Source organism: Christiangramia aquimixticola (assembly GCF_048285835.1).
Taxonomy (GTDB): Bacteria; Bacteroidota; Bacteroidia; order Flavobacteriales; family Flavobacteriaceae; genus Christiangramia; species Christiangramia aquimixticola.
Genome location: NZ_JBLVTL010000001.1, coordinates 467,654 through 482,839, shown reverse-complemented (window position 1 = coordinate 482,839; position 15,186 = coordinate 467,654). Strand labels below are relative to the sequence as shown.

Below are 15,186 nucleotides of genomic sequence, written 5' to 3'. Positions count from 1 at the left end.
CCTCCGGCTGACTGGAGATCCTGTTTGCATGCATCATCCAGATCTGGAACTCCCTGCCCGTCGATAACGTTTATAACCCCGCTCCCAAAGTCAAGCGAGGCGCGCATTAAACATTTATCAGTAACACAATGTTTTTCGTTGTTAGGATCTTCATGATCTGATACCGGCTCTATTCCCAGATTAACCAGGCCAAATAAATGACCAAACTCATGATTTAGCGTAGCAGCTTCTATCAGAGCCTTTGCAGGTGCCCCATTGCGGTTGGCATAATTCTTAATGGTTTCACCATAAAGGATTATGGAGGTATTTCTAAATGCTGTTCCTAATGTGGGTTTGTTTGACTGGTCATCTTCTTTTTTACCATCAGCAAAATAGATCCAGACGGCGATCTCATCACCGGCATTATATACAGTCCGGGTGTCCTTTTCCACTTTCTTAAGGTCTTCATTATTAAAAGGTGAAAGACCAGAAGACTTTACTGAACGCAATAATATATTAATACCATCCGGCTTATAAACTCTGGATTCCAAAAAGTCTCTGAAGATTTTTATCGCATCATCTTCCGGTTTAAAACCTTCAGCATAAACGATCTCGATATTCATGGACGTATAATCCATATCACTCAAAAGGTCTGAGGCGGAAGAACCAGTTAATTTCAAGTTAGCAGATCTGTCAATTCCGTCGTTAGAGGAACCACCAGCAGGAGTGTCCTTAGTACAGGAAACAACCAGAGATGCAAACAAGAAAAGCAGGAGGAACTTTTTAAATTTGATCATGTATATTTTATAGGTATATCAACAAAAATAGAAAAAAAACAAAGTTAGCTGCGTTTTAATACAGCCAGAAAGTCATAATGCTCGCCTTTGGTTACAATTTCACAATTAAAACCGTTCTTATCTGCAAATTCAATCAGAGTTTCCGGGTCCAAATAAAGCCAGTCAAAAGAATCTGATTTCAGATCCTTATAGCTTAAGGTGTACTCCAGTTCTCCATAATATTCTTCGGTATCTATAAATTCATCATCAAAAAGATAGATAAGGTCTGAAGAATCCATAATGATAATCCCATCCTCATTTAGTAATTCTTTACAATGATTAAGAAAGTCGTCTAATTTATCCAGTTTACCAATTATGCCACTTCCGTTCATTAACAGCAAAATGGAATCATAGTTCTTATCTTTCAGTTTAAAGAAATCCTGAACCTGAGCATTTTTCACTCCTCTTTCCAAAGCTACTTCAATAGCACCTTCAGAAGTATCGATAGCGCTAACCTTTAAGTCAGGTTTTTCCTGAAGATAAAGAGCGTGACTTCCGGCTCCGCAGCCTACATCCAGAACTTCACCTTTACACAGGTCAAGTGCCTTTTGTTCCACCAGCGGCATATCCTTATATTTTCTAAAAAGATACTCCACAGGGATTTCATCATCATCAAAATGTGGCGAATGCACAGTGATGGGAGTTTTGTCTTTTTTGTTGTAAAAAGCCTTGATGGCAGTACCGAATATATCCTTATTTTTGTCCAATGGATGAATTTCTTAAAAGTTTACCTAATCTGGCCAAAGATAAGAAGAAGGAGAATAGAAAGTTCTTTTCAAAGCTAAAGAAAAGGCCGCCGAAAGATCTGGATAAAACCATGGTGGAAATTCATGAGGAGGAATTCACCCGAACAGATTGTTTAACCTGCGCCAATTGTTGTAAAACTACCGGTCCTTTATTTACCAATAAAGACATTGAAAGGATTGCTAAACACCTCAGGCTAAAACCGGCTCAATTTGTAGAAAATTACCTGCGTGTAGATGAGGATAATGATCATGTTCTGCAACAAGTCCCCTGTACTTTTCTTGGAGATGATAATTATTGTTCTATCTACGACGTGCGACCAAAAGCCTGCAGAGAGTATCCGCACACAGACAGGAAGGACCTTCATAAAATCTCTAATATCACCATTAAAAATACAGCCATTTGTCCTGCTGCATATAATATAGTAGAGGAGATGAAGAAAAGAGTAAAGCTGAAATAACGCCTAACGCCGGAGGCTGTTAAAAGAGTCAGAAGGTTTCGCGAAAATTTTTAGAGCTTTAAGCGGAATCCATATACCTGAAGATTACCCTGCATAAAATCCAGATCTTCAGATCTTTTAAAACCAATTTTTTCATACATCTTCCACGCGATTTTCATAAAATCTGTGGAATGAATAATAACCTGCTTTTGTCCGTTATTTTTAGCCCTATCTATACAATCATGGATAAGTAATTTGCCTATTCCCTTCCCTCTCTCATCGGGATCAACCGCCAATAGCCGAAAGCCTGATGCATTTTTTTCCTGAGTAGCTGTTCCGCCTGAACCGTAGGAGCTCATGTCGTCAAAATAAACCACCGCACCGGCTATGTTATTTTCCTGTGAAACCGCGATCAATAAATCTGTATAAGGTTTTGTGGTTATTTCTCCAATATTGGCCAGCATCTTATAATATTCCGGTTGCTCCGTTTGCTTTGGAAAACCTTCAAGCTGGGAATAAACCTGAACCATAAGTTCTCCAACCTTTTCAAATTCATCTTCTCTGGCTTTTCTAACAATATATTTTGAGGTATTCATTTTTCTATTTTTCCGGGTATAATAAGTAAGGTTTTCTTTTAAGTTTAAATTTTTCCAGGTCAGCTTTCCAGGTCTCCCGAATTTCTTCTTCAGTCAATCCCGCTTCAATCTGCTTTTGCAACTTTTCAGTTCCGGCTAATTTGGTGAAGAATGAGTTGAAAAATTCCTGCTGATTTGAAGTGTGTTCATAAGCATCAATAAGCCACTTTAATTCCAGTTTTTGTAAATATGGCGTACTGCTAAGGTCTTTCCCGTAACATAGCTTCTTTAAATGTTTAGGACTGGTTGCACCCGGTAAAGATTGGGGAGTATAGGTAAATTTGAAAACCTCAGGATCAAGATCCGGGGATCCAAATATCTGAAATTGTTTATTTGTTCCTCTCCCGGCATTTACGTTTGTGCCTTCAAAAAAGCAGAGGCTTGGATATAGATTTATTGCAGTTGGAGTGGGTAAATTTGGTGAGGGTTTAACCGGAAGATTATATGCTTGATCGTGAGAATAATTTTCCAGCTGAATAATTTCCAGCTTGCATTGAAGACCGTCTTTTAACCATTGCTCTCCATTTATCATTTTGGCATATTCCCCCATGGTCAATCCATGGACAACCGGAATGGGATGCATTCCCACAAAACTGCTGTGTTTCATATCCAGAGTAGGCCCATCTATATAATGCCCGTTTGGATTTGGTCTGTCCAGAATAAGCAACGGAATATTATTTTCAGCACAGGCTTCCATTATATAATGCAGGGTAGAGATATAGGTGTAGAATCTTGCGCCTACATCCTGAATATCAAATACCATTATATCCAGACCTTCCAGAGTTTCTTTCGAAGGTTTTTTCTGGGCACCATACAGTGAGATTACTTTTAAACTTGTTACAGGGTCTGTTCCATCTTTGATGATTTCTCCGGCATCTGCAGTTCCTCTAAACCCATGCTCGGGTGCAAAAACTTTTGCGACATTTATGTTTTTTGAAAGTAATGAATCAACTAAATGGGTTAAGCCTCCTTTTTTATTGATTATTACTGAAGTTTGATTGCCTACAATGCCTACACTTTTACCTTGTAGTTTTGGGAGGTAAAGATGCATTTGGTTTGCACCGGTAACCACTTGAGGCTTTAAAGAATCCTGAGCCTTTTCGGAACTCTTTTCTTTTAAAGATGGTGAACTTGTTTCTTTATGCGTGTTTCCGCAGGAAAGAATTCCTAAAAGAAAGAATAAAAATGTACTTTTGACCAACCTCTTAATCATTGCATCTTGAATTTCGAGTTCTTCATTGTTAAGCGCATAATTAGCGCAAAAAAATATAAAAGTAGCATATCTGCACCTATAATTAAAATTGCTATTACAGCTATTGCAATAGGAGTGGTAATGATGCTGGTATCCTTTGCTACCGGACTTGGTTTACAGGAAAAGATCAGGGATAAGATCGCAGCTTTCAATGGCCATATCATTATTTCCAGCTACGATAATAACAGTTCCAAAGTATCTTTGATCCCGGTATCTAAGAATCAGGATTTTTATCCCGAATTCAAAACCGTGGAGGGAATTGATCACGTCCAGGCAGTCGCTTCTGCTTTTGGAGTGATTCGAACCGAAACCGATTTTGAAGGTATTGTAGCTAAAGGAGTAGGGGAAGACTATAAATGGGATTATTTTGAGGAATTTATATCTCAGGGCAGATTGCCAAATTTTAATTCCAAACTCAACGATGAGATTTTAGTATCTGAATATCTCGCAAATCGTCTTCAGTTAAAGTTAGGGGATAAAGTTCCAACATACTTCCTTAGAGACTCCGGAGACAGGCCGGTGGTTAGAGCATTTGAGATCGTGGGAATTTATGAATCAGGTTTTCAGGAATTTGATGAGTTATATATTCTAACTGATATAAGGCATATACAGCGTATCAATCGATGGGAAGATGATGAGGTGGGTAATTTTGAAGTTTTCGTGGAAGATTTTGATCAGCTTGATCGCAAAGGAAATGAAGTGTATGAAAATACCGGATCTTTTCTGGATACTCAAACTATAAGTCAGAAGTATTATTCCATTTTTGAATGGTTATCCTTATTTGACTTTAATATCGCCCTTATTCTGGGAATTATGATCCTCGTTGCGGGGATAAATATGATAACAGCCTTACTGGTCCTTATTTTGGAAAGAACTCAAATGATTGGGATTCTTAAAGGTCTGGGCGCCGCCGACTGGAGTATACGGAAGATCTTTTTATACAATGCAGGCTACCTTATTGGATTGGGGTTATTCTGGGGGAACCTGATAGGTTTGGGAATATTATTGCTTCAGAAATATTTTAAAGTAATTCCTCTGGACCCAAGAACTTATTATGTTACGGAAGTTCCAATTTATCTGGATTGGGATTATATTCTTCTGGTGAATTTTGGAACCCTTTTCCTGTGTATGTTGATGTTGCTGATCCCTTCAGTAATAATTTCCAAAATATCTCCTGTTAAAGCGATTAAGTTCGAGTAAAATTCACGACTAAAAGTATAGCTCCGGAAATTCCTGATTTGGTTCAGGTTTTTTACATTTGCAGCTTATAAAAAAATAGAATGGAATACGAAGAAAATATATTGGGTACTATTGGTAATACTCCTCTTGTTAAAATGAACAAGATCGTTAAGGATATTGATGCTTTGGTACTTGCAAAATACGAAACCTTTAATCCAGGTAATTCTACTAAAGACAGAATGGCCGTGAAGATGGTGGAGGATGCTGAAGCTAATGGATTGTTGAAACCGGGAGGTACAATTATCGAAGGAACTTCCGGAAATACAGGAATGGGACTTGCTCTTGCAGCTATCGTAAAAGGTTATAAAATGATCTGCGTATTAAGTGATAAGCAGAGTAAGGAGAAAATGGATATTCTTCGTGCCGTGGGAAGTGAAGTGGTTGTTTGCCCTACAGATGTTGCTCCGGAAGATCCAAGTTCATATTATTCGACCTCCAAAAGACTTGCTGAAGAAACTCCGAACAGCTGGTATGTGAACCAGTATGATAATTTAAGTAATCAACAGGCTCATTATGAGTCTACAGGTCCTGAGATCTGGAGACAAACTGATGGTAAAGTGACACACTTTGTAGTGGGTGTAGGTACCGGTGGAACTATTTCGGGGGTTGGAAGATACCTTAAAGAGCAAAACCCAAATATTAAAGTTTGGGGAATAGATACCTACGGATCTGTATTTAAAAAATACCATGAAACCGGAGAGTTTGATGAAAAAGAGATCTATCCTTACGTGACTGAAGGGATTGGAGAAGATATACTTCCTAAAAATGTAGATTTTAGTGTGATTGATGGTTTTACCAAGGTAACCGATAAAGATGCTGCCGTTTATACTCAGAAATTATCCAAAGAAGAAGGATTTTTCCTTGGGAACAGTGCCGGAGCAGCTGCAAAGGGATTGCTTCAGCTAAAAGATAAATTTACCAAAGATGATGTGGTGGTAGTTCTATTCCATGATCATGGTAGTAGATACGTTGGTAAAATGTACAACGATGAATGGATGAAAAAAATGGGTTACATAGAGTAAACTATTCCAAATTATAGATTTATAACCTCGCTAATGGCGGGGTTTTTTTATGCTAAGAAAAGCCTAAACTAAGGGGAATCATTTTATAATTTCTCTAAATCACCTAATTTCAGAGCTTAAATTGAGATCATGAAAAAAGCTTGCCTGTTACTTCTTGTTATTCTGTTGGTTTCCTGTAGTTCCACGCAGGATGTCACCAATAATGAAGAGCCTGGAAATGCTAAATATACTTTCCTCGCTCTGGGAGATTCATACACCATTGGGGAGAGTGTGGTGGAAACCAAACGGTGGCCTGTACAACTGGCGGAACAGTTGCGGGTTCGGGGTTATAAGATGGCAGCTCCGCGTATAATCGCTAAAACCGGCTGGACTACCGAAGATCTTTTGCAGGGAATGGATCGTAATTTAGACGCACAACAGGATTTTGATCTGGTATCCATTCTCATTGGAGTTAACAACCAGTATCAGGGAAAATCCATTAATGAATATGAAGCCGAACTGCGAACAATTTTTAGAAGAGCTGTTAACCACTCCAGGACTTTGGAAAAAGGAGTCTTTGCGGTGAGTATTCCGGATTATGGTTATACCCCTTTTGGCGCTTCCAATCAGGAAAAAATAAGTGCCGAAATTGATGAGTTTAATGCGGTTTTCAGGAAGGTAGCGAATGAATTTAATGTCCCCTTCTATAATATTACTCCTATTTCCCGGGAGGCGAAGAATAACCCTGAGTTAATTGCAAGTGATAATCTTCATCCAAGCGCTTTGATGTATGAGAAATGGGTAGACATGATAATCAATCAGGTAGCTGAAAAACTACCTCAATAAATTTATTAACTCCTGATTTTTCAATTCGAAAATTTGATAAATTAGGTAGGTGAAAGAAGAGTTTCTATATTTTTTATGGAAGTTTAAAAAGTTTGGAACTGAGGCACTTAAAACTTCAGCCGGTCAACCCATTTCCATTTTTGATCCGGGGACAAGAAATCTAAATTCCGGTCCCGATTTTTTTAATGCCCGTATTCAAATTGGGGATCAATTATGGGCCGGGAATGTGGAAATGCATATAAATTCTTCAGACTGGTATTTGCATCATCACCAATTAGATCCTAATTACGAAAATGTGATTCTTCATGTTGTGTGGAATCATGATGAGGATGTTTTCAGGAAAAACTCTACTGCCATCCCTGTTTTGGAACTTTCCCGCCTGGTAAAGCCATTTGTGCTCCATAATTATTTGAATTTATTGGAGACTGCTCATAATAGTCTAAACTGTGAGCAGGACTTCCCTGAATTCGATCAGTTTAAAATGGATCGTTGGCTTGAGAGGTTATATTTCGAAAGGCTGGAGAAAAAAGCAAAAATTCTAAAAGAACTGTTTGATAAAACGGCTAATGACTGGGAGGCAACCTGTTTTGTTTTTCTGTGCCAGAGTTTCGGTTTAAATATTAATGGCGAGAATTTTAAAGCAATTGCTCAAAGTTTTGATTTTAAAATTTGGCGAAAATTAAAACCGGATCTTTTTTCTCTGGAAGCTTTACTTCTGGGACAGGCTGGATTAATAAAGGGTGAAGACAAATATGCTCTTGACCTAAGGAAAGAATTTGAATATTTAAAGGTTAAATATCAGTTATGTTATGAGCTTCAGCAAAAGCCTGAATTTTTTAGATTAAGACCGGATAATTTTCCTAGTATCCGCCTGGCGCAAATAGCTGCGCTTTATCATTTTCATGATAATCTGTTTCAGCGAATTATCGATGCCAAGGATGTAAATTCTATTAATGAAATATTCAAGGTGGAAGTTTCAGACTACTGGAAAACCCATTATAATTTTAGTACTCCTCATAAACCGCGGAATAAGAAATTAAGTAAGAAATTTATTGATCTTCTTATTATCAATTTTGTGATCCCTTTAAAATTCGTGTATGCTAATTACATTGGAGCCGATGTGAATTCAGAAATAAGCGATTTGCTTCGGTTTATAAAAAAGGAGGATAATTCCATCGTTAAACTTTACAATCAAATAAGGCCCGGAACAGCTGTAAATGCACTCCAATCCCAGGCTTTAGTTCAGCTAAAAAGGGAATACTGTGACCGTAATAATTGTTTACAATGTGAATTGGGAGCTTCTATCCTGAATAAATTTCCTAAATACGTTTAAATTTGCCGTATGACTGCATTTGTTTCGAATATTAGATATTATCTGGAGAAGCATGGGTTCTACGTGTCTTCCCGAATGGCAGATAAATTAGGGATCAGAGCCAAGAATGTCCGGTTATTTTTTATTTATGCCTCTTTCTTCACCATGGGAGCTGGATTTGTAGTATACCTTATTCTTGCATTTTGGTTGAAATTAAAAGACCTGCTTTATACTAAGAGAACTTCAGTTTTCGACCTTTAAAAGTCCTTACCGCTTTTTTATCCAGCTTTTTGTAATTAAAGGTAAGTTCATTCTTACTTTATAGTCCAATTTTGAGGATACTCACTCCTGTAATTTCATAGATGCGTAGGAAACCTGTAGCATTTGAACGAAATTATTGTCTGAAATTGAACTTTCCATAATTCATTTTAAAACTCCTGAAGTTTTAAACAGATAAATACATTCCGGCGAATTGAAGATATTATCGTAGTTTTCAGGGGATTTATATAAAAAATTCAATCCTTATTCAATGGTTTCAGAAATCCAAAAATTGGGAAGAGGGAGGATAAAATGAAGGAATGCGAATAATGAATCAGATTAACGAAAAATGCTCTAAACTGACTGAAAACAGGGATTTTATTTAACATGAACTTCACAATTTAACCCCCAAAACTTTGAAATAGCCTAATTTTTTATCATATTCACCCGCTGAAAATTTAACTTCAATTAAATAACCAAATTTACATATGAGAAAGTATTTGCTTTCAATGTTCTTTTTATTCTCAATTGTTGGATTGTCCGCTCAGGAACTGGACGTAAAAGCCAAAGTAGGTAATCCATCCAACGTGATTAATAATGGGTTCATAGAACTTGATGTAACCGGGGGAACTCCTCCTTACCAGTATAAGTGGTCAAACCAGGAAACAAGCCTTAATTCCAACAGAGCCGAAGACCTTACTGAAGGAGTACCTTACAGTGTAGTAGTTACTGATGCTGCGGGTAATTCTGTAGAAAAAGAATTCCAGGTAGATGCCGAGGCTATTACAGAACATTTCAATGGAACATTTGCTCCTATAGTTGAAAGTATGGGAAGTGTACTTTTCTGGGATCCATTCTCTGCAATAGGGATTTATGATCCTGTAGTGTATGCAGATGTGAAAAGAGTAGAGGCGCCTAACTGGAGTGCTACCGAAGATGCGAAATATGTACTTGAAAAATGGGTTGTTCCAAATGGAGAGCATGTAACCGAAGGTGACCTTATTGCCATAGTTTCCAAAAATGGTGAAACTATCGAGGTAATGGCAAATGCAGATGGAACGCTTGATCATTTCCTTAAAGAAGGAGAGGTTATTTATAATTCAGATAACAAACAGCATGTTATTGAGCAGGGAGCTCAGTATTTTGCGAGTATAGAATATGATGAGCCGGTTGCGCTTCTTCACCCAAATGGTGATCCGCAACAAAAAGATATTCCGTTTATTGTGGTATGGCTGGTACTTGGTGCTTTGTTCTTTACCATCAGATTAGGGTTTATTAATATTAGAGGATTTGGTCACTCTTTAGAACTTGCCAAAGGGAAGTATGACGATCCAAATGCACCGGGACAGGTAACTCACTTCCAGGCACTGGCAACTGCAGTTTCTGGTACCGTTGGTCTTGGAAACATTGCCGGGGTAGCGGTAGCTATTTCTTTAGGAGGAGCCGGAGCAACTTTATGGATGATCCTTGCTGGACTACTGGGGATGTCTTCAAAATTCGTGGAATGTACTCTTGGTGTAAAATACAGATTCATTAACTCTGAAGGTAGAGTTTTTGGAGGGCCTATGAACTATCTTAGATACGGTCTTGAAAAAAGAGGTAAAAGAGGTTTAGGTAAATTCCTTGCTGCCTTTTTCGCTATTCTTGCTATTGGTGCTTCCTTTGGAGGAGGTAACATGTTCCAGGCAAACCAATCGTTCTCTATCCTTGCAGGTGAATTCCCAATGTTAGTTGGAAATGGATTCTGGTTTGGAGTGGTAGTGGCGATTCTTGTAGGTATTGTAATTATTGGAGGTATTTCCAGTATTGCTAAAGTTACCGGGAAGATCGTACCAATCATGGCTGCAGTTTATGTACTTGGAGCATTGGTGGTAATTGGAGTAAATATTGAAAATATTGGACCTGCTTTTTCTGCTATCTGGGATGGAGCTTTTAGCCCGAGTGCTGTAAAAGGTGGAGTAATAGGGGTTCTTATTGTTGGATTCCAGCGTGCAGCGTTCTCGAACGAAGCCGGTGTAGGTTCTGCTGCGATTGCGCATAGTGCCGCCAAAACCAACCACCCGCCTTCTGAAGGATTTGTGGCGCTTTTAGAGCCGTTTATTGATACAGTTGTAGTTTGTACGCTTACTGCATTAGTATTGATCTTTACGGGTATGCATGAAGTAGCTGGTGTAGGAGGCGTAGAGCTTACTTCTACTGCGTTTGGTAGCGTAATTTCATGGTTCCCTTACGTTCTTGCAACCGCAGTATTCTTGTTCGCATTTTCAACCATGATCTCATGGTCGTATTACGGAATGAGAGCCTGGACTTATTTATTTGGAAAAAGTAAGAAGAACGAGATCATCTATAAATTTTTATTCCTGGTATTCGTTGTAGTAGGAGCGTCTGTAAGTTTAGGTGCCGTACTTGATTTTTCAGATATGATGATCCTTGCGATGTCTTTCCCTAACATTATTGGACTGTATATCATGATTGGTGAAGTTAGTAACGATCTTAAGGAATACAGAGCCAGACTTAAAGCTGGTGAATTGTTTCATAAAACTGAAGCGAAAGCCTAAGAGGTATTATATAAAATGAAATTTCTCAAATCCCATTTTGCACTTTCCAGAAGTCAGCAGAATGGGATTTTTGCTTTAATAGTAATTATCATTCTCCTGCAGCTGGTCATCTTTGGAATGAATTATTTCCAGCCGGATACGGAGCCGGTTTCTTTAGAGAGGTTGGAAGCTTTTGAAAAACAACTGGACTCTCTGGAACAAAATCAGCTGAAGGCTAAAGACACGATTTATCCTTTTAACCCGAATTTTTTAACCGACTTTAAGGCGTATCGTCTGGGGCTATCCACTGAAGAAATTGACAGGCTTCTGGCATATCGAAAAAAGGGAAAATGGATTAACTCAGCTGCTGATTTTAGAGCTGTCACTGGCATATCTGAAGATTTATTTCAAAAAATTGCTCCCTCTTTAAGATTTCCTGAATGGGTTGAAAAATCGGGGAAAGCTAAAATTCTGGTGGTGGAAAAATCTGCACCGGTGAAGGTGGCCGATCTCAATCTTGCGACCGCTGCAGACCTTCAGGTAATAAATGGGATAGGAGAAAAACTTTCAGAAAGGATCGTGAAGTATAGATCCAGGATTGGAGGGTTTTTGGATCCGGTTCAGCTTAAAGATGTTTATGGCCTGCAGCCGGAAGTTATAGAGCGAATCCTTCAGAAATTCCAGATCATCACTAAACCCCAAATTGAAATAAGGAATATTAATACCTTAAACGAGGCTGAGCTTGCAAAAGTTCCTTACTTCAATAACCAGCTTGCAAGGGAAATTATTAATTATAAAAACCTTAATGAAAGTATAAGTTCATTTGAGGAATTATCAAAAATCAATGGATTTCCTTCCGATAAAATCGACAGAATTAAATTATATTTGGCAGTAGATTGATTTTTGGTAAAAAAATGATCTAAAAATAACAATAACATAATTGGCAATTTTCGACTTCTGAGTCGGTAAAAAATAAAGATTTATAATGAGCAGATATTTTACAGAGGAACATGAGTTGTTCAGGAAAAGTTTTCAGGAATTTTTACAAAAGGAAGTAGTTCCACATATCGATAAATGGGAAGAGACCGGAACCATTGAAAGATTTATCTGGAAAAAGTTTGGAGAGATGGGCTATTTTGGTCTTAATCAGCCGGAAGAATATGGTGGAATGGGGCTGGACCTTTTCTATACGGTTATATTTCTTGAAGAATTACAAAAGGTTAACTCTGGAGGATTTGCTGCAGCGATGTGGGCTCATGCATATCTTGCGATGACTCATTTAAAAGTAGAGGCAGATCATAAGATGAAGGAGGCTTATTTAACTCCGGCTATCGAAGGTGATAAAATTGGTTGTTTATGTATATCTGAGCCGTTTGGAGGATCAGATGTTGCAGGTATGAAAACTACTGCAGTAAAAAAAGGAGATAAATATTTGATCAATGGTTCCAAGACATTTATCACCAATGGTGTTTATGCCGATTTCTATGTAGTGGCTGCTAAAACTGCTCCTGAAAAAGGAAATAAAGGAATGAGTATTTTCCTTGTGGATAAAGAATGTAAGGGACTTTCTGCAACAAAACTGAACAAGTTGGGCTGGAGAGCATCAGATACTGCTGAGCTGGCTTTTGATAATGTTGAAATTCCGGCAGAGAACCTTATGGGTGAGGATGGAAAAGGTTTTAATTATATCATGCAGCATTTCGCCTTAGAACGTCTTATTATGGGAATCAATGCCCACGCAAGATCTGAGTATGCTCTGGAATACACTATGGGGTATATGAGAGAACGTGAAGCCTTTGGAAAATCACTTGATAAATTCCAGGCGCTAAGACATACCATGGCAGAACTTGTGAGTGAAGTTGAGGTGATCAAGGAGTTTAATTACGCCACGGCTCAACGTCTTAATGATGGCGAATATGTAGTTAAGGAAGCAAGTATGTCCAAGATGCTGGCTACTAAAATTTCAGACGAGGTAATGTACAAGTGTCTGCAAATGTTAGGGGGTTATGGATATATGGAAGATTACCCGCTTGCAAGAATGTTTAGAGATAGTAGATTAGGACCTATTGGAGGTGGTACTTCTGAAATTCTGAAGGAGATTATCGCCAAAATGGTATTGGATAACAAGGAATACAAGCCTGCCGCTAAATAAGAATTTTGGCGAAAATTATTTTCAATTATCGCCAAAATGGTACTGGACAACAAAGAATACAAGCCTGCCGCTAAATAAATTTTGGCGAAAATTATTTTCAATTATCGCCAAAATGGTATTGGATAATAAAGAATACAAGCCTGCGGCTAAATAATTTTTGGAAGAAGGAAAACTTAAAAGCCCTGCAATTTTGCAGGGCTTTTTTTATTCTATTCAGTAAAAGCCTATGGCTAAATCTTTCAAATCGAAATATTTGTACATTTAAATCATATTTGTATTGGGTATTATAAGATTTAAATTATCTTTGCAGCCGATTCCAAAAGAAGGGAGGTGATGACACTATGTTAATTATACCAGTTAAAGACGGAGAAAATATAGATAGAGCTCTTAAGCGTTTTAAGCGTAAGTTCGACAAAACAGGAACTATGCGTCAGCTAAGAGAACGTCAACATTTTACAAAACCATCTGTAGAGCGTAGAGCTCAGGTTCAGAAGGCGGAGTATATCCAGCATCTTAGAGACGCCGAGGATATCTAGTAACCGATTTGTAAAATAGTCGACAATATCCAAAACTGTTGATAGGTTAAAGTTTAGTAACTTTGTCTGTCAACAGTTTTTTTTATGCCCTATTCTGCCTTCCTGAATTACCTTCAGCACGAAAAAAAATATTCGCCTCTTACCATCAAGGCGTATAAGGCAGATCTTTTAGAATTTCACAATTTCATAGAAACTTCATTTGCCCAGGATGACCCTGTAGATGTCAATTATTCTCAAATCCGAAGCTGGATTGTGGAGTTATCTGAAGCGGGAGTATCTAACCGAAGCATTAATAGAAAAGCCTCTTCATTAAAAGCTTATTATAAATTCCTTCTGAAAATAGGGGAAATAGAAAATTCCCCATTGGCCAAACATCGTGCTTTAAAAACTCCTAAGAAGGTCCAGATTCCATTTTCTGAAACTGAAGTAAAGAATGTATTTGAAATCATAGATGATTCAGATTTCGAAGGTTTAAGGGACAGGCTGATGGTCGAGCTGTTTTATTCTACCGGGATACGAAGAGCAGAGTTGATAAATATTAGGATACAGGACCTTGATCTTGAAGGGAGTGTGTTGAAGGTTACCGGTAAAAGAGATAAACAACGATTTATTCCGCTTTTGGAAGGAGTGAAAAATTCAGCAAAAAAATATTTGGCTGAAAGGGCTGTGCTTTATGGGGTTGACAGAGATGATTATTTATTTGTCACTTCAAAAGGGGATAAATCTTATGAAAGTTTTGTTTATAGAATTATAAATAATTATTTTAGTAAGGTGTCTGGTAAACTAAAAAAGAGTCCGCATATCCTGCGTCATTCGTTTGCCACTCATTTATTGAACCAGGGAGCAAATCTAAATGCGGTAAAAGAATTGCTGGGTCATTCAAGTCTTGCTTCGACCCAGGTCTACACTCACAATAGCATTGCCGAACTGAGCAAAATTCATAAAAACGCTCATCCCAGGAACAATAATAACTAGCTAAACCTTTTGTTTAATTAAACTCTACTGGATTATGAAAATGAATCTGCAGTCAGTGAACTTCAATGCCGATCAAAAACTAATCGACTTCACACAAAAGAAACTTGATAAACTGGAACACTATTATGATAAGATAATTCATGCCGATGTATTTTTTAAAGTACAGAATACAAGTGGAAAGGAAAATAAGATCACTGAAATTCTATTAAGCATTCCCGGGGGAGAGCTAATTGTAAAAAAGACCTGTAACAAGTTCGAAGCTTGTGTGGATGAGTGCGTTAGTTCGCTTCAAAGACAACTAATCAAAAAGAAAGAAAAGATGACAGCTCATGTTTAGTTGAAATTTTTTAAAATTATTTTTTGATAAAGGAATAATTTATATACATTTGCAGTCCGTTAGAAATAGCGGACTTTTTTATGCGACTAAAATAGCATAAAAGGCCGA

Annotated in this window: 16 protein-coding genes; 12 read left to right on the top strand and 4 right to left on the bottom strand. The window is 37.8% G+C overall.

What is annotated here, in order from left to right:
* On the bottom strand, positions 1 to 776 hold a 776-nt coding region (locus ACNKXV_RS02140; RefSeq protein WP_417906049.1), incomplete at its 3' end, for a hypothetical protein.
* Between the two features lie 44 nt (positions 777 to 820).
* The gene (locus tag ACNKXV_RS02135) at positions 821 to 1,522 is read right to left on the bottom strand and encodes a class I SAM-dependent methyltransferase (protein WP_417906048.1); all 702 of its coding nucleotides are present in this window, start codon (positions 1,520 to 1,522) and stop codon (positions 821 to 823) included.
* On the opposite strand from ACNKXV_RS02135, the gene ACNKXV_RS02130 reads away from it, so the two are divergent.
* Positions 1,522 to 2,019 (top strand): YkgJ family cysteine cluster protein, encoded by a 498-nt coding sequence (locus ACNKXV_RS02130; protein ID WP_417906047.1) that lies wholly within the window; start codon positions 1,522 to 1,524, stop codon positions 2,017 to 2,019. The two genes, ACNKXV_RS02135 and ACNKXV_RS02130, sit on opposite strands and share 1 nt — an antisense overlap.
* 50 nt (positions 2,020 to 2,069) lie before the next feature.
* Here the strand turns inward: ACNKXV_RS02130 and ACNKXV_RS02125 are convergent, their stop codons facing one another.
* Positions 2,070 to 2,594, bottom strand: coding sequence for a GNAT family N-acetyltransferase (locus tag ACNKXV_RS02125; RefSeq protein WP_417906046.1), 525 nt, complete (start codon positions 2,592 to 2,594; stop codon positions 2,070 to 2,072).
* Between the two features lie 4 nt (positions 2,595 to 2,598).
* Positions 2,599 to 3,846 carry an exo-beta-N-acetylmuramidase NamZ family protein gene (locus ACNKXV_RS02120; protein WP_417906045.1) on the bottom strand — a complete coding sequence of 416 codons (1,248 nt, stop codon included), beginning with the start codon at positions 3,844 to 3,846 and terminating at the stop codon, positions 2,599 to 2,601.
* Positions 3,847 to 3,852: 6 nt separating this feature from the next.
* On the opposite strand from ACNKXV_RS02120, the gene ACNKXV_RS02115 reads away from it, so the two are divergent.
* The 11 genes from ACNKXV_RS02115 to hpf all read left to right on the top strand — a co-directional run bounded on the left by ACNKXV_RS02115 (position 3,853) and on the right by hpf (position 15,078).
* Positions 3,853 to 5,085 carry an ABC transporter permease gene (locus ACNKXV_RS02115; protein WP_417906044.1) on the top strand — a complete coding sequence of 411 codons (1,233 nt, stop codon included), beginning with the start codon at positions 3,853 to 3,855 and terminating at the stop codon, positions 5,083 to 5,085.
* An 80-nt stretch (positions 5,086 to 5,165) separates the two neighbouring features.
* A complete protein-coding gene (locus tag ACNKXV_RS02110) occupies positions 5,166 to 6,146 on the top strand; it encodes a PLP-dependent cysteine synthase family protein (protein WP_417906043.1) in 981 nt (326 codons plus the stop codon).
* A 129-nt stretch (positions 6,147 to 6,275) separates the two neighbouring features.
* Complete coding sequence (locus ACNKXV_RS02105; protein ID WP_417906042.1) at positions 6,276 to 6,971, top strand: SGNH/GDSL hydrolase family protein; 696 nt, start codon at positions 6,276 to 6,278, stop codon at positions 6,969 to 6,971.
* Between the two features lie 49 nt (positions 6,972 to 7,020).
* Positions 7,021 to 8,304 (top strand): DUF2851 family protein, encoded by a 1,284-nt coding sequence (locus ACNKXV_RS02100; protein ID WP_417906041.1) that lies wholly within the window; start codon positions 7,021 to 7,023, stop codon positions 8,302 to 8,304.
* Between the two features lie 9 nt (positions 8,305 to 8,313).
* Entirely contained in the window at positions 8,314 to 8,544 is a 231-nt protein-coding gene (locus tag ACNKXV_RS02095) for a PspC domain-containing protein (RefSeq protein WP_417906040.1), read from the top strand.
* A 485-nt stretch (positions 8,545 to 9,029) separates the two neighbouring features.
* Positions 9,030 to 11,099 (top strand): amino acid carrier protein, encoded by a 2,070-nt coding sequence (locus tag ACNKXV_RS02090; RefSeq protein WP_417906039.1) that lies wholly within the window; start codon positions 9,030 to 9,032, stop codon positions 11,097 to 11,099.
* Between the two features lie 15 nt (positions 11,100 to 11,114).
* Positions 11,115 to 11,978, top strand: coding sequence for a ComEA family DNA-binding protein (locus ACNKXV_RS02085; RefSeq protein WP_417906038.1), 864 nt, complete (start codon positions 11,115 to 11,117; stop codon positions 11,976 to 11,978).
* A gap of 85 nt (positions 11,979 to 12,063) precedes the next feature.
* Entirely contained in the window at positions 12,064 to 13,230 is a 1,167-nt protein-coding gene (locus ACNKXV_RS02080; RefSeq protein WP_417906037.1) for an acyl-CoA dehydrogenase family protein, read from the top strand.
* A gap of 341 nt (positions 13,231 to 13,571) precedes the next feature.
* Positions 13,572 to 13,766: a 30S ribosomal protein S21 gene (rpsU, locus tag ACNKXV_RS02075; RefSeq protein ID WP_417906036.1), complete on the top strand. Its 195-nt coding sequence runs from the start codon at positions 13,572 to 13,574 to the stop codon at positions 13,764 to 13,766.
* A gap of 84 nt (positions 13,767 to 13,850) precedes the next feature.
* Positions 13,851 to 14,741, top strand: coding sequence for a tyrosine-type recombinase/integrase (locus tag ACNKXV_RS02070; protein ID WP_417906035.1), 891 nt, complete (start codon positions 13,851 to 13,853; stop codon positions 14,739 to 14,741).
* 34 nt (positions 14,742 to 14,775) lie between these two features.
* The gene (gene hpf / locus ACNKXV_RS02065) at positions 14,776 to 15,078 is read left to right on the top strand and encodes a ribosome hibernation-promoting factor, HPF/YfiA family (protein ID WP_417906034.1); all 303 of its coding nucleotides are present in this window, start codon (positions 14,776 to 14,778) and stop codon (positions 15,076 to 15,078) included.
* Positions 15,079 to 15,186 lie beyond the last annotated feature (108 nt).

What these genes read in the sequence shown, in the direction of transcription:
- ACNKXV_RS02130 (WP_417906047.1), top strand. Translation starts at nt 1,522, where the DNA reads ATGGATGAATTTCTTAAAAGTTTACCTAATCTGGCCAAAGATAAGAAG.
- ACNKXV_RS02125 (WP_417906046.1), bottom strand. Translation starts at nt 2,594, where the DNA reads ATGAATACCTCAAAATATATTGTTAGAAAAGCCAGAGAAGATGAATTT.
- ACNKXV_RS02120 (WP_417906045.1), bottom strand. Translation starts at nt 3,846, where the DNA reads ATGATTAAGAGGTTGGTCAAAAGTACATTTTTATTCTTTCTTTTAGGA.
- ACNKXV_RS02110 (WP_417906043.1), top strand. Translation starts at nt 5,166, where the DNA reads ATGGAATACGAAGAAAATATATTGGGTACTATTGGTAATACTCCTCTT.
- ACNKXV_RS02105 (WP_417906042.1), top strand. Translation starts at nt 6,276, where the DNA reads ATGAAAAAAGCTTGCCTGTTACTTCTTGTTATTCTGTTGGTTTCCTGT.
- ACNKXV_RS02095 (WP_417906040.1), top strand. Translation starts at nt 8,314, where the DNA reads ATGACTGCATTTGTTTCGAATATTAGATATTATCTGGAGAAGCATGGG.
- ACNKXV_RS02090 (WP_417906039.1), top strand. Translation starts at nt 9,030, where the DNA reads ATGAGAAAGTATTTGCTTTCAATGTTCTTTTTATTCTCAATTGTTGGA.
- ACNKXV_RS02085 (WP_417906038.1), top strand. Translation starts at nt 11,115, where the DNA reads ATGAAATTTCTCAAATCCCATTTTGCACTTTCCAGAAGTCAGCAGAAT.
- ACNKXV_RS02080 (WP_417906037.1), top strand. Translation starts at nt 12,064, where the DNA reads ATGAGCAGATATTTTACAGAGGAACATGAGTTGTTCAGGAAAAGTTTT.
- rpsU (WP_417906036.1), top strand. Translation starts at nt 13,572, where the DNA reads ATGTTAATTATACCAGTTAAAGACGGAGAAAATATAGATAGAGCTCTT.
- ACNKXV_RS02070 (WP_417906035.1), top strand. Translation starts at nt 13,851, where the DNA reads ATGCCCTATTCTGCCTTCCTGAATTACCTTCAGCACGAAAAAAAATAT.
- hpf (WP_417906034.1), top strand. Translation starts at nt 14,776, where the DNA reads ATGAAAATGAATCTGCAGTCAGTGAACTTCAATGCCGATCAAAAACTA.